Raw genomic sequence first — 14669 nt, 5'->3', positions numbered from 1 at the left:
ATCCCGATTGGCTGTTTATTTCTATAATTTTTTATCTTTTAAATCGTCTTTGATTTCATCTTGTTTAGTATTTTTACTGTAGGGTGTTTTAATATTATAGGCTGCTTTCATAATCATATGGCTTGAAAGTGGACCAGTGATTAGTACAAATATGATGCCTATAATTAACTGCATATTTGTATAACCATCTTTAACAATAAAGTATAAAAAGGCCCCAAATAATAAACTCATAGCACCTAAAGTAGACGCTTTTCCTGCAGCATGTGCACGTGAATAAACGTCTTCAAGCCTCAATAAACCAATAGCTGCTACCGCACTAATAAGTGCACCAATCATAATTAAGATAATTGAAATACTAATGATGATGGTTTCGATCATGTTCAATCACCTTACCTTTATCCATGAATTTTGAAAATACAGCTGTGCCTAAAAAGGCTAAAATACCTACTAGTAGGATAACAACAATCATATATTTGATATCCATTAAAATACTAAAAAGGGCAATAACTGCCATCAATTGTAATCCCATTGCATCTAATGCAACAACTCTGTCGGCTAGAGATGGGCCTAAAATAACTCTAACTAACATTGCTAACATAGATAATACGACAATGACTAAAGCAATAATTATTAATGTTTTGGTAATCATTATTGTTCGCCCACCTCTCTAACTACTTTTTCAAGTGAAGATTTAATACCTTCAGTTTCTTCTTCAGTAGTACTAAAGTTAATGGCATGGATATAAATTTTTGTACGATCATCACTAATTCCAAGGACGACAGTACCTGGCGTTAGTGTGATCAGGTTAGACAGTAACACGATTTGCCAATCCGTCTTCAAGTCTGTGTGATAGACAAAGAACCCAGGTTTATTTGAAATATGTGGTTTTAAAATAATTTTCAACACATCTAAATTCGCTTTAATTAATTCTAGTAAGAAAATGAAAACTAATTTAATCATTCTATAAATACGTATGAGATAAAATTTACCTGGCATCACACGGTGGAGTAGGTAAACTAAAATGAGACCAAATAGATAGCCTAATACAAAGTTATTAAGTGTATAACTATCAGAGATAAGTAACCATATGATTGAGACTAATAAATTAATAACAATTTGGACTGCCATTATGATTTACCCCCCAATACGCTATTGATGTAAACAGTTGGATCGTAGAATGTTGTTGCGCCTTCTTTAATAATAGGGTATAGCACATCTGCTGATAAACCGAATATCACAGTAATAACCACAGCTACGATAGATACGGTAGTCATACCTAATGTATTAGCTTTATTTGTGACGTCATATCCTTTAGGTTCTCCGAAGAATCCTTTTAAGAAAATTCTTATGACTGAGTATAAAACAACTAAACTTGATAATAAGACAACGATACCAGTGATATAGAAGCCTTTTTCAAATGTAGCTTTCACAATATATAGCTTTCCGTAAAAACCACTTAAAGGTGGGATTCCGGCTAAACTTAATGCAGCAATGAAGAATGTCCAACCTAGCACTGGGTATTGTTTAATTAAACCACCAAATAAACGTAAATCGGTAGTTTTAGTGATTTTATACATGACCCCGATGAGTAAGAATAGAGATGCTTTTACTAACATATCATGGATAGTGTAATAAATAGCACCTATCATACCTGCTTCATTCATCATAGCTACGCCAACCAATATAACGCCAACAGCAATCATAATATTGTATAGAATGATTTTCTTTGTATCATAGTATGCTATTGCACCAACGCAACCGAATATAATCGTCATGATAGCTAGGAATAAAATGACATAGTGAGAAAAACTTACTGTATTGTTAAAGAACAAGCTTAAAGTTCTAGCAATTGCATAGACGCCGACCTTTGTTAATAACGCACCGAAGAATGCAATAATAGCGAAAGGTGGCGCATAATAAGCGCCTGGTAGCCAAACATACATAGGGAAGACACCAGCTTTTGTAGCAAAGACAAATATAAATAATATAAATACAATGTTTACTAAGCCACTTTCATGTGCTGATAAATCATTCAAACGTTGACTAATATGCGCTAAGTTTAAAGTGCCCACGACAGAGTATAGAATCGCTACACCCATGACAAAGAATGATGATGATACAACATTGACTAATATATACTTAATCGTTTCTTGTAATTGAATCTTTGTCGTACCAATAACTAATAAACAGTAGGATGACATTAAGAATACTTCGAAGAATACGAATAAGTTGAAAATATCACCTGTTGTAAATGCACCGATGATACCAATAAGCATAAACATAATAGAGAAATAATAATAAAACGTTTCTCTTTCAACACCAATAGATTGATAAGAATATAATATGATGAGTGCAGTAATGATAATACTCGTAATAATCAATAATGCACTAAAAATATCTAATACAAAAACGATACTATAGGGTGCTTTCCATGAACCTAATTCTAATTTAATAGGTCCATCTTGTAAGACATTTTTTAAATTAAGTATTGCAATTATTAATGTAATGATTGTACCTACTAATGCGACATAACGTTTGATATGCGGTCTTTTTCCAATGAAGACGAGTAATATTGCCGTCAGAATTGGTACAACTAAAGTAAGAGCTAACATATTACTCTCTGACATCTTCTGGAACTCCTTTCATACTTTCAACGTTATCTGTACCAAGTTCTTTATAAGTTCTAAATGCTAAAACTAAAAAGAAAGCAGTAGTAGCAAAAGCGATAACGATGGCTGTTAATATAAGTGCTTGTGGGATTGGATCAACATAACTTTGCGTGCCTTTTTCATAAATAGGTGCTTTGCCATGTTTTAATCCGCCCATTGTTATTAAAAATAAATTTGCTGCGTGTGTTAGTAGCGTAGTCCCCATAATGATCCGTATCAAACTCTTAGACAAAACGAGATAGACGCTAATTGCTGTGAGGATACCACTAACAAATATCATAATAATTTCCACTATTCGTTCTCTCCAATCGATAAAATAATAGTCATTACAGTTCCAACTACGGCACATAAGACACCGAAATCAAAGAATACAGCGGTAGTCATATGCATGGGCGCTAGCAATGGAATAGGTATGTCAAATGTGACATGTGTAAAAAAGTTGTTGGACATGAACCAACTTGCCATTGGAGTACCAACGCAAAATAATAATCCGATACCAATTAATATTTTAAAATCAATTGGAAAAATACGTCTCATTGTCTTTATATCAAATGCAATGGCAATAACAACCAAAGCGCTTGAGAATAATAAACCTCCAACGAAACCGCCACCTGGTGTATAGTGACCTGCTAGAAATAGTGAAAAGCCGAACATCATAACCATGAAGAAAATGATGACTGCTGTATATTGGAACATTAAATCATTTTTCTGTCTGTTCATGACGTTTCACCTCACTTGTTTCTGAACGATGTTGATGTTTCATACGTAATTTAATCATTGTATAAATACCTAAACCTGCGATACCTAATACGGATGATTCGAATAAAGTATCCATGCCACGGAAATCTACTAAAATAACATTAACCATATTTTTACCTGAAGCAAGATCGTAAACATGATCTTGATAATAATGAGTGATTGATTCGAAGTGTCTATTGCCATACGCAATTAATCCTAAAATCGTCACAACAAGACCGACACCAACCGAAATTAAAGCATTTATGACTTTAAATGATCGTGTTTCGTTGTAACGGTTAAGATTAGGTAAGAAATAGAAACATAGTAAAAATAATGCGGTAGAAATGGATTCTACAACAAATTGTGTTAATGCTAAGTCAGGTGCTTTAAAGAATATAAACAACACTGAAACAGAATAACCGACAGCGCTTAACATAATAATGCTAAATAAACGAGATTTAGCAAAGACAATTAAGAACGAAGCAATGACAAGTAAAACAATGATGCCTACTTCAAATATTCTAATGCGACTGACATCTTTGAAATTAATTGTGAATGGAACGCTTAATAAAATTACTGTAGTTAATAAAATTAATAAACCGAAGATAATCACGAGATTATTTCGAGAAGATTCAGTGACATAGCTATTTGTCATATTTTTAGAATACGTTGGCATTATTTTACCAGTTCGATCGTACCAGTAATTAAGTGTAAGTTGGTTAGGTTGTGACTGTAATAATTTAATCCAATAAGCAAACGTTATGATGAGTAAAATACCAATGATGTAGATACCAATAGTTGTAATAAATGCCGGTGTTATACCGTGGAATAAGTGAAACTCGGCACTTACTTGAGTTGTTTGACTCATTGATGTTGTCGCTGGTTCAATAATCGATTGTGTCAATACTCCAGGGAATAGACCAAATATAATAACTAATATAGCTAATATTGATGGTGAAATAAGCATTAATATAGATGCTTCATGAGCTCGTTGTGGTAATTGATTAGGTTTATATTCTCCAAAGAATATATGCATAATAAATTTAATTGAATAGACAAAAGTAAAAATACTTCCGACAATGGCAAGTATTGGGAAGATGAGGCCTAATGTATTTAGACTCATCACATGCGCGTGTGTTAATTCAATGACGGATTCTAAGAATTTCTCTTTAGATAAAAAGCCATTAAAAGGTGGGACGCCTGCCATACTTAATGAAGTAATAACAGTAATCGTGAACGATATAGGCATAATAGTTAATAAACCACCTAATTTCTTAATATCACGCGTTCCGGTACTATGGTCGACTGCACCAGTTATCATGAATAACGCACCTTTAAACGTAGCATGATTAATTAAATGAAATGCAGCTGCAGTAAAGGCAGCTATATAAAGTTGACTATCTTGACCTTCAAAATGATAGTTAACTGCACCCATACCTAACATAGACATGATCATTCCGAGTTGTGACACAGTTGAAAAGGCTAGTATACCTTTTAAATCTTGTTGTTTTGTTGCATTTAAAGATGCCCAAAATAAAGTGATTAATCCAACTAGTGTAACTGTCCAAATCCAGCCTTGTGATACAGCAAAAATGGGCGTCATTCTTGCAATTAAATATAAACCAGCTTTAACCATTGTTGCCGAATGTAAATAGGCACTAACAGGTGTTGGTGCTTCCATTGCATCTGGTAACCATATGTAAAAAGGTACTTGAGCTGATTTAGTAAATGCACCAATTAAAATAAATATCATAGCCAGGATAAAGAAAGGACTGTTTTGTATTTCTGCAACGTGTTGAATAATATAATGTAAACTAAATGAATCTGACGCTACAGAAAGTAAAATGATGCCACCTAAAAGGCTAAGTCCTCCAAAAACTGTGATGATTAAAGATTTTTGAGCCCCATAAATGGAAGCCTGTTTCTCTCTCCAAAATGATATAAGTAAAAAACTTGAGAACGAAGTTAACTCCCAGAATAAGTATAAAATAATAAGGTTATCTGAAAGAACAACGCCTAACATTGCACCCATGAAAAGTAATAAATAACAGTAAAAATTCCCTAATTGTTCTGATTGGCTTAAATAACCAATGGAGTATAAGACAACTAAACTGCCGACACCAGTAATCAGTAAGCTGAATAACAACCCTAATCCATCAACATAAAGGTTGAAATTCATACCGATATGTGGCATCCACTTAAAAGTTTTCATTACGGTATTACCTGACGAAGTAGTCGTAATAAAGGATAAGAAATATATAAATAAGACGACGGGGACAGGTAATACAAACCAACCTATGTGAATTCTTTTGAAGAAGCGATATAGGATTGGAATAATGAGTGCAAATATTAACGGTAATAGAACCGCAATATGTAACAAACTCATTAAATTGTCCTCCTTTAAAAATGTTTATGATATTCATTATACATGAATCATATCATTCTGAAAAACGTCTGAACGCTTGAAATTACTGAATTTCTATCCACTGTTAAATAAGAAGAAACACGTCAATTTTTAATGAAAATTTTGTTTGTATTGAATAGTATAATCAGCTTTAAGTTGTTCTAAATTTTGTAATGAACGCTTTGCATGTGCGTCATTTTTTTCTTTTAATTGTGACTCTAAATTTGAAATAGCTTGTTGAAGAGAATCTTCATATGACATTTTTTCGACATTAAAGTCACGTAATTGTGAACGCTTAGCATATCTTTTTTCATAATGGCTTAATGCTTTACGTTCATGGAAAAATACACCTGTCGATTCATTAGGATTGTGTAAATCACCTTGTTTAGGATGTTTGATCACTTGTTCAACTTGAACTAAAACGTCGTCACCAGTATCTTCTTTAATTGAAACACCGTAGCTTCCTGTCTTATGAGAAAATCGATATAACATGCTATATTACTTCCTTTCAAATGTGTTAATATATACGTATATCATAACATGAATGGAGAATTTTAATGACGAACTATCCTCAGTTAAATAAAGAGATACAAGAAGATGAAATTAAAGTTGTAATGCATACTAATAAAGGAGACATGACATTTAAGTTATTCCCTAATATTGCACCTAAAACAGTTGAAAACTTTGTTACACATGCTAAAAATGGTTACTATGATGGGGTAACTTTCCACCGCGTAATCAATGATTTTATGGTACAAGGCGGCGACCCGACTGCAACTGGAATGGGTGGCGAAAGCATTTATGGTGGTGCATTCGAAGATGAGTTTTCGTTAGAAGCGTTTAATTTATATGGTGCATTATCTATGGCTAATGCTGGTCCGAATACAAACGGTTCACAATTTTTTATCGTTCAAATGAAAGAAGTACCACAAAATATGCTAAGTCAATTAGCTGATGGTGGTTGGCCAGAACCAATCGTTAAAGCGTATGGTGAAAATGGAGGTACGCCTTGGTTAGATCAAAAACATACTGTATTTGGTCAAATGGTTGAAGGTGAAACAACATTAGAAGACATTGCGAATACGAAAGTAGGACCTCAAGATAAACCTGTACATGATGTAGTTATCGAATCTATCGATGTTACTGAATAAGGTGACTGTTTGTATTTAACGATTCGTAAACATGATTTTAGGATAATTTCAATTTAAAAAAGATTAGAAACTTCACGCTCAAGTAAAGTCATACTTTGAACGTGAAGTTTTTTAATGTTATATAACATAGAGGGGCACAACATTTTTATCAGACATTTTATTATTATCATTATGGGAATGAATAAAGTTCCATAGGATCTATTTCAAAATAATTCAAAAAATTCAACGTTATAGTTAGTCCCTTAATTTGTTTTATGCTATGATAATAGTGTTAAGAAAAACGAAATAAGGGGTTATCAAGTTGAATAATCACTACAAAGAAGGTCAACATATTAAGGTACGTGTGACTGGTATTCAACCGTATGGCGCATTTGTTGAGGCCCCTGACCATACTGAAGGACTTATCCATATTTCTGAAATCATGGATGATTATGTCCATAACTTGAAGAAATTTCTATCTGAAGGACAAGTCGTCAAAGCTAAGATTTTATCAATTGATGAAGAAGGTAAACTCAACTTGTCTTTAAAAGATAATGATTACTTTAAAAATTATGAACGTAAAAAAGAAAAACAGTCGGTGCTAGATGAAATAAAAGAAACAGAAAAGTATGGGTTTCAAACACTTGAAGAACGCTTACCGGTCTGGATCAAACGGTCTAAACGTACTATACGTCAAGATTAAAGTGACGTAATTATATTCGTTATATTTATACTAAGAATATAGGGATGATATAAACGATAGTATCTATTTTGTGATGGATATTATCGTTTTTATTTTGAGAAAGTTGAACAAGTATAGCTTCAGTCTCTAAAGAGCCCTTTGATTGTTTGATGATGATTCATATAAAAAATCTATAAGCAAATAAATAGAGCATAAAATCTTTTCATGTTATAGTCTCCATTATTATTAATCTGGAGGTAGAGTTATGAATAGTAAATATAATTCATTATTTGAAAGTGTGACATTGCCAAATGGCGTTGAATTAAAAAATAAGTTCGTTTTAGCGCCTTTAACACACATTTCATCTAATGACGATGGCACAATTTCAGATGTTGAATTAACATATATTGAAAAGCGTGCGAAAGATGTCGGATTAGCGATTAATGCAGCGAGTAATGTGAACGATCTTGGTAAGGCATTTCCTGGACAGCCTTCAGTAGCTCACGATGCAGACATAGAAGGTCTTAAAAAACTTGCACAAGCGATGAAGAAAAATGGTGCTAAAGCATTAGTTCAAATTCATCATGGTGGGGCTCAAGCATTACCTGAATTGACGCCCGATGGTGATGTAGCTGCTCCAAGCCCAATTTCATTAAAAAGTTTCGGCCAAAAACAAGAACACGATGCAAGAGAAATGACATCAGAAGAAATTGAACAAACGATTAAAGATTTCGGTGAAGCAACACGACGTGTTATACAGGCTGGATTTGATGGTGTTGAAATTCATGGAGCTAACCATTATTTAATCCACCAATTTGTTTCACCTTACTACAATAGAAGAAACGATATATGGGCTGAGAATTTGAAATTCCCAATGGCTGTCATTGATGAAGTGCTTAAAGCGAAAAAAGATTATGCATCTGATGATTTCATTGTCGGATATCGTTTGTCACCAGAAGAAGCGGAATCACCAGGTATTACAATGGATATTACTGAAGAATTAGTTAATGCAATTACTAAAAAAGACATAGATTATATTCATGTATCAATTATGGATATTTATTCTAAAACACGTGATGGACAGTATGAAGGACAAAATAGATTAGAACTTATTCATAAATGGATTAATGGACGTATGCCATTAATCGGTATTGGATCAGTATTTACTGCTGATGATGCTTTAAATGCAGTTGAAGATGTTGGCGTAGAATTAGTAGCTTTAGGACGTGAGATTCTACTTGATTATGATTTTGTAGGGAAAATTAAAGAAGGTAGAGAATCTGAAATTATAAGCTATTTTGATCCAGAACGTGAAGATAATCATGAATTACCACCTAAATTATGGCAACAATTTAATAATGGTTTTTATCCTTTACCTAGAAAAGATCAATAATATATTTAAAGCAATATATTTAAAGCTAGAAAAGATCATTTACCAATGATTATTTCTAGCTTTTTTTATACACTTTTATAGAATTTTTGGTATATTGTAAAATCAATAAAAGGTGTCACTATAAGGTTTTAGAAACAATAAAAGATATATTATGACGAATTTTTAAACTTTTACTTGTACAACATAGCGGGCATGTGTCATTATATTTGTAAGGGCTTTCAAAATATAAAAATTTAAGTAATACATGTTGTAATAAGAGATAGAAAAATTACAACTTTAATAAAATGAGACTATTTAGAAATATATTAATGTAATCTGTTTGAGAGCCACTGGAAATCAGTTATGATATTTGTAACTAGCTTTAGTATTTATTAAACAAAGGGGAGATATTATGACTAAGTCAGAACAAATTATTGAATTAACAAATCACTATGGAGCACATAACTATGTACCGCTTCCAATCGTCATTGCCGAAGCAGAAGGTGTATGGGTAACTGATCCGGAAGGTAATAAATATATGGATATGCTATCTGCATATTCAGCAGTAAACCAAGGGCATAGACATCCTAAAATTATTCAGGCACTTAAAGATCAAGCAGAGAAAGTAACATTAGTATCACGTGCTTTCCACAGTGATAATTTAGGTGAATGGTACAAGAAAATTTGTGAATTATCAGGTAAAGATAAAGCATTACCAATGAATACTGGTGCAGAAGCTGTTGAAACAGCATTAAAAGCAGCACGACGTTGGGCTTATGATGTGAAAGGTATTGAACCAAATAAAGCAGAAATCATTGCATTCAATGGTAACTTCCATGGTCGTACAATGGCACCCGTGTCATTATCGTCTGAAGCAGAATATCAAAGAGGATATGGTCCATTATTAGATGGTTTCCGTAAAATTGATTTTGGTGACGTAGAAAAATTAAAAGCAGCAATCACTGATAATACTGCAGCAATTTTAGTAGAGCCTATTCAAGGCGAAGCTGGTATCAATGTGCCACCAGAAGGTTATTTAAAAGCAATCAGAGAATTATGTGATGAGCATAATATCTTATTTATAGCAGACGAAATCCAAGCTGGGTTAGGCCGTTCAGGTAAGCTATTTGCCACAGACTGGGATAATGTTAAACCAGATGTATACATTTTAGGTAAAGCGCTTGGCGGTGGCGTACTGCCAATTTCCGTTGTCTTAGCTGATAAAGAAGTTTTAGATGTATTTACACCAGGTTCACATGGTTCTACATTTGGCGGTAATCCATTAGCTTGTGCCGTGTCACTAGCTGCTTTAGATGTCATTGTAGATGAAGACTTACCTGGCCGTTCATTAGAATTAGGTGAATACTTCAAATCTGAATTACAAAAAATCGAACATCCTTCAATTAAAGAAGTACGTGGCCGTGGCTTATTCATCGGAATTGAATTAACTGAGAATGCAAGACCATACTGTGAATCATTAAAAGAATTAGGTTTATTATGTAAAGAGACACATGATACAGTTATTCGATTTGCACCACCACTTGTTATTACTAAAGAAGAATTAGACCTTGCAATTGAAAAAATTAAACAAGTTTTTAAATAAGTTCAAAAAGTTGTAACAATCATTTTGCAACCCCTTTAAAAAGGATAAAGTTGTGTTACAATAATAAATGAAAGCGAAATCATTAGTTAAAAAGAGGCGAAAAGGATCATGACTGAGAATAATAATTTAGTGACTTCTACTCAAGGAATTATTAAAGAAGCTTTGCATAAATTGGGCTTTGATGATGGTATGTACGATCTAATCAAAGAACCACTAAGATTTTTACAAGTACGTATTCCAGTGCGTATGGATGATGGTACAGTTCAAACATTCACTGGTTATCGTGCACAGCATAATGATGCAGTAGGTCCAACTAAAGGGGGAGTGCGTTTCCACCCAGATGTTGACGAAGAAGAAGTTAAAGCATTATCAATGTGGATGACATTAAAATGCGGCATTGTTAATTTACCATACGGCGGTGGTAAAGGTGGTATCGTGTGTGACCCTCGTCAAATGAGTATTCATGAAGTTGAACGTTTATCTCGTGGGTATGTTAGAGCGATTTCACAATTCGTAGGACCAAACAAAGATATTCCAGCACCAGACGTATTCACTAACTCACAAATCATGGCTTGGATGATGGATGAATACAGTGCACTAGATAAATTCAATTCTCCAGGATTTATCACTGGTAAACCTATTGTACTTGGTGGATCACAAGGACGTGACCGTTCAACTGCACTAGGCGTTGTTATTGCAATTGAACAAGCAGCTAAACGTAAAGGCATGGATCTTAAAGATGCTAAAGTGGTTATCCAAGGTTTTGGTAACGCAGGTAGTTTCTTAGCTAAATTCTTATATGATTTAGGTGCGAAAGTAGTTGGTATTTCAGATGCTTACGGTGCTTTACATGACCCTAACGGTTTAGATATTGACTATTTATTAGACAGAAGAGATAGCTTCGGAACTGTAACAAACTTATTTGAAGAGACAATCTCAAATAAAGAATTATTCGAATTAGACTGTGATATCTTAGTTCCAGCAGCGATTTCAAACCAAATTACTGAAGAAAATGCTAATGATATTAAAGCAAGTATCGTGGTTGAAGCTGCAAACGGACCAACTACACCTGAAGCGACACGTATTTTAACTGAACGTGGCATCTTATTAGTACCAGATGTTTTAGCTAGTGCAGGTGGTGTAACAGTTTCATACTTCGAATGGGTTCAAAACAATCAAGGTTACTATTGGACTGAAGAAGAAGTTAATGAAAAATTACGCGAAAAATTAATTACTGCTTTCGATACAATTTATGAATTATCACAAAACAGAAAGATCGATATGCGTTTAGCAGCCTATATTGTTGGTATCAAACGTACAGCAGAAGCAGCTAGATATCGTGGATGGGCATAACAGCCTTTATTAATATCGGTTAAACCTACTTTCATATAAAATAAAAACATTCACTCAGAAATTGTTGAGTGAATGTTTTTTGTTTAATTTAAATCATTTTTAACTTGTTGCAAGACTTTTAAAATAGTTTCACTGTCTTCAATATTTAGATAATGAATCATTGGTTTGGCATTTGGATAGGGCACAACCAATTCACAATCATTCAATATTTCTGACGAAGAAGGTGTCGTTTTAATCAATAATCGGTTATCGTATAATCCACCAACTACACATTTATCATAGTATATGATATATTCTCCCATCATTTTACGAGTCGTAATATGATCTTCATTCATGTATTGCATAAATCGATTGAGTATATTTTCAGATGTTGCCATGTTTTCACAACCCTTAAGTTAAAAGTATGAATCTAACGTTAGTATACACAATGATTTATAAGTATTGCTATTTTTGGTTTAAATTTTTGTATTTATCTGCATAGTTGGTAAATACACCATCAATGCCATAGTCATTCAAACGTTGCATATCTGCTTCTTCATTAACAGTAAATGGATGTATTAGGAATCCTAAATCTTTTAAATGCTTAGTATTTTTTTCATTTAAATCTGTATATTCAGGCCCTACACCAACTGCATAAGACTTAATACGTTTTAAATCTGCTTCACTTTGGAAAGGTAACTCGCCTTTATCTAATAAACGAATTAAAGGAATATTAGGATTTAATTGTTTCATTTTTTGTAGACTAGGTTCAGAAAAAGATTGAACAATGACATGACCATTTTTAAGTGATTGATCAGTCAACATACCATGTTTGTTTAAACTTTGAATTAATTGATTTTCCATACCTGGATAAACATCAGGAGATTTTGTTTCGATATAATAATTAGCGTTTTTACCGTAACGACTTAAAATTTCATCCAAAGTAGGGACCTTTGCATTGTTATATTCTGATTTAGCAAGGTCAGGATGTTGTTTGTTAAACCAACTACCAGCATCGAGTTTCTTTAACTCTGCTAATGTATAATCTTCAACTCGTCCATGTCCATTAGTAGTACGATCAACGGTTTCATCATGCATGGCAACGAGATGACCATCTTTCGTTCTTTGTAAATCAATTTCTATGTATGACGCTCCTAATTCTTTATGACTTTTATCATAGGCATTAAATGTATGCTCAGGAGCATAACCACTTGCACCTCTATGAGCAATTGTCGTGTGAGCTTCACCAGTTAAATTTTTCTGCCATTGCGAATGACTTTGATTAGTATGATTAGATGTTTGAGTTTGTGTTTGATTTTCAGTTGAATCTGATGTTTGTGTTGATTGACCATCTCCGCTTGCAAGTGCTGGTGTACTGACACTTAGCATAGATAAAGTGATTATTGCAACTCCAACAGATACCCATTTATTTAATTTCAAAGTAATAACATCCTTTCAATTTGAGTGTTACTACTATCATGGCAATATTTTTAAATATGAGAAATAGAATTTACTGAATAATTAAACAACTATAAAGAACTTAATATTCATTTCAAAATATATTAATAATTAACAAACCATTTACATTGTTGAAGTTTTAAAAATATTGAGTAGTTATGCTTTATGATATGCATTTATCTTAATGTGAAATACGTTTATATTTATCTGCATAGTTGGTGAAGACACCGTCGACACCATAACGATTTAATCGTTTCATATCAGCACTTTTATCTACAGTAAAAGGATGTACGATAAAACCTAAATCTTTTAAATGAACAGTGTTAGATTCATTTAAGTCAGTATATTCTGGACTAATGCCTGTTGCGTATTTGCGAATATATTTTAAGTCTTTATCTGTCATTTGTTGTAATTGGTGTTTTTTTAATAATCTAACTAACGGAATAGACTTATTTTGATGATGGATTTTTAACAGACTATCTTCAGAAAAGGATTGAATCATAACATGACCATTTTTTAAAGAGGTTTTATTTAATAAATCATGTTTTTGAAGTGTTTGTAAAAGTTGATCTTCCATACCTGGATAAACATTAGGTGATTTTGTTTCGATGTAATAATTTGCATGTTTACCATATCTTGACAGTATTTCATCTAAGGTTGGTACTTTGGCATTTTGATATTCTGGTTTAGCCTTTTCAGGATGTAATTGATTAAACCATTCACCAGCGTTTAGTTCTTTAATTTGTGCTAGCGTTAAATCTTTGATTTTGCCATGACCATTAGTAGTTCGATCAACTGAATCATCATGCATCGCTATGAGTTGGCCGTCTTTTGTTCTTTGTAAATCAATCTCTATGTATGAGGCGCCAATATCATGATGACTTTTATCATAGGCATTAAGTGTATGTTCAGGCGCATAACCACTCGCGCCTCTATGTGCAATTGTTACAAATGTTTCTTGTGTGGGATTGGTATGCCATTTTGAATGTTGACTGGCTTTGTTATTGAACTGTTCAGATTTAACACGAGTGTTTTGGAAGTAAGTATAAATAAACAGACCAATGAAAGACAAAAATATAAAAAATAATAAAAATAAAGTAGTTTTGGGATGTTTAAACATAGATTGCCCTTTCTAATAATTTTTGAATACTTGATTATTATACTATAAGTTGACAGGCAATATAATTATAATTTAAAACAGTTGTTTTAGGTTTTATGTTGGAAGAGGAGAGGATTGGAGAGAAAAACAAGGAGAGACAATTTGTCTCTCCTTGCTAAATA

General features: G+C 33.0%; 16 protein-coding genes. 5 read left to right on the top strand and 11 right to left on the bottom strand.

All coding sequences use genetic code 11. The annotated features are described in order from the left end of the window. Positions 1 to 21: 21 nt before the first annotated feature. The 8 genes from mnhG1 to kapB all read right to left on the bottom strand — a co-directional run bounded on the left by mnhG1 (position 22) and on the right by kapB (position 6303). Positions 22 to 378 carry a Na+/H+ antiporter Mnh1 subunit G gene (gene mnhG1 / locus JX000_RS09060; protein ID WP_002450816.1) on the bottom strand — a complete coding sequence of 119 codons (357 nt, stop codon included), beginning with the start codon at positions 376 to 378 and terminating at the stop codon, positions 22 to 24. Further along, positions 356 to 649: a Na+/H+ antiporter Mnh1 subunit F gene (gene mnhF1 / locus JX000_RS09055; RefSeq protein WP_002450815.1), complete on the bottom strand. Its 294-nt coding sequence runs from the start codon at positions 647 to 649 to the stop codon at positions 356 to 358. The genes mnhG1 and mnhF1 overlap by 23 nt, the downstream gene beginning before the upstream one ends. Continuing rightward, a complete protein-coding gene (gene mnhE1 / locus JX000_RS09050) occupies positions 649 to 1128 on the bottom strand; it encodes a Na+/H+ antiporter Mnh1 subunit E (RefSeq protein WP_075778071.1) in 480 nt (159 codons plus the stop codon). Before mnhE1 ends, mnhF1 begins: the two co-directional genes overlap by 1 nt. Next, entirely contained in the window at positions 1128 to 2627 is a 1500-nt protein-coding gene (gene mnhD1 / locus JX000_RS09045; RefSeq protein ID WP_206140643.1) for a Na+/H+ antiporter Mnh1 subunit D, read from the bottom strand. Before mnhD1 ends, mnhE1 begins: the two co-directional genes overlap by 1 nt. After that, the gene (gene mnhC1, locus JX000_RS09040) at positions 2614 to 2961 is read right to left on the bottom strand and encodes a Na+/H+ antiporter Mnh1 subunit C (RefSeq protein WP_002450812.1); all 348 of its coding nucleotides are present in this window, start codon (positions 2959 to 2961) and stop codon (positions 2614 to 2616) included. The genes mnhD1 and mnhC1 overlap by 14 nt, the downstream gene beginning before the upstream one ends. After that, positions 2961 to 3389: a Na+/H+ antiporter Mnh1 subunit B gene (mnhB1, locus tag JX000_RS09035; RefSeq protein ID WP_002450811.1), complete on the bottom strand. Its 429-nt coding sequence runs from the start codon at positions 3387 to 3389 to the stop codon at positions 2961 to 2963. Before mnhB1 ends, mnhC1 begins: the two co-directional genes overlap by 1 nt. Next, positions 3370 to 5793 carry a Na+/H+ antiporter subunit A gene (locus tag JX000_RS09030; RefSeq protein WP_107546800.1) on the bottom strand — a complete coding sequence of 808 codons (2424 nt, stop codon included), beginning with the start codon at positions 5791 to 5793 and terminating at the stop codon, positions 3370 to 3372. The genes mnhB1 and JX000_RS09030 overlap by 20 nt, the downstream gene beginning before the upstream one ends. Before the next feature lie 129 nt (positions 5794 to 5922). Next, positions 5923 to 6303, bottom strand: a complete 381-nt coding sequence (gene kapB / locus JX000_RS09025; RefSeq protein WP_002450809.1) for a sporulation phosphorelay system protein KapB — start codon at positions 6301 to 6303, stop codon at positions 5923 to 5925. 65 nt (positions 6304 to 6368) lie between these two features. Between kapB and JX000_RS09020 the strand changes: the two genes are divergently transcribed. The 5 genes from JX000_RS09020 (at position 6369) to JX000_RS09000 (ending at position 11951) form a co-directional block, all read left to right on the top strand. Then, a complete protein-coding gene (locus tag JX000_RS09020) occupies positions 6369 to 6962 on the top strand; it encodes a peptidylprolyl isomerase (protein WP_002450808.1) in 594 nt (197 codons plus the stop codon). 301 nt (positions 6963 to 7263) lie between these two features. Continuing rightward, complete coding sequence (gene ygs / locus JX000_RS09015) at positions 7264 to 7644, top strand: S1 domain-containing post-transcriptional regulator Ygs (protein ID WP_002450807.1); 381 nt, start codon at positions 7264 to 7266, stop codon at positions 7642 to 7644. Between the two features lie 244 nt (positions 7645 to 7888). Continuing rightward, positions 7889 to 9016: an NADH-dependent flavin oxidoreductase gene (locus tag JX000_RS09010; RefSeq protein WP_075778074.1), complete on the top strand. Its 1128-nt coding sequence runs from the start codon at positions 7889 to 7891 to the stop codon at positions 9014 to 9016. A gap of 391 nt (positions 9017 to 9407) precedes the next feature. Beyond that, positions 9408 to 10598, top strand: coding sequence for an ornithine--oxo-acid transaminase (locus tag JX000_RS09005; RefSeq protein ID WP_023374987.1), 1191 nt, complete (start codon positions 9408 to 9410; stop codon positions 10596 to 10598). A 108-nt stretch (positions 10599 to 10706) separates the two neighbouring features. Then, on the top strand, positions 10707 to 11951 hold the full coding sequence (locus JX000_RS09000) for a Glu/Leu/Phe/Val family dehydrogenase (RefSeq protein WP_002450804.1): 1245 nt from the start codon (positions 10707 to 10709) through the stop codon (positions 11949 to 11951). An 83-nt stretch (positions 11952 to 12034) separates the two neighbouring features. Here JX000_RS09000 and JX000_RS08995 read toward each other — a convergent pair whose 3' ends face one another. From JX000_RS08995 to JX000_RS08985, 3 genes are all read right to left on the bottom strand, one after another. Next, positions 12035 to 12328 carry a TfoX/Sxy family protein gene (locus JX000_RS08995; RefSeq protein ID WP_075778076.1) on the bottom strand — a complete coding sequence of 98 codons (294 nt, stop codon included), beginning with the start codon at positions 12326 to 12328 and terminating at the stop codon, positions 12035 to 12037. 67 nt (positions 12329 to 12395) lie between these two features. Further along, a complete protein-coding gene (locus JX000_RS08990; protein WP_182463871.1) occupies positions 12396 to 13319 on the bottom strand; it encodes a glycerophosphodiester phosphodiesterase in 924 nt (307 codons plus the stop codon). Positions 13320 to 13569: 250 nt separating this feature from the next. Further along, positions 13570 to 14508 carry a glycerophosphodiester phosphodiesterase gene (locus tag JX000_RS08985; RefSeq protein ID WP_075778077.1) on the bottom strand — a complete coding sequence of 313 codons (939 nt, stop codon included), beginning with the start codon at positions 14506 to 14508 and terminating at the stop codon, positions 13570 to 13572. Positions 14509 to 14669: the final 161 nt, after the last annotated feature.

Origin of the sequence: Staphylococcus sp. SB1-57 (assembly GCF_017086425.1) — a bacterium.
In the GTDB taxonomy this organism is placed as follows: Bacteria; Bacillota; Bacilli; order Staphylococcales; family Staphylococcaceae; genus Staphylococcus; species Staphylococcus warneri_A.
The sequence above is the reverse complement of the archived record's forward strand: the minus strand, read 5'-3'. Positions and strand labels throughout refer to the sequence as shown.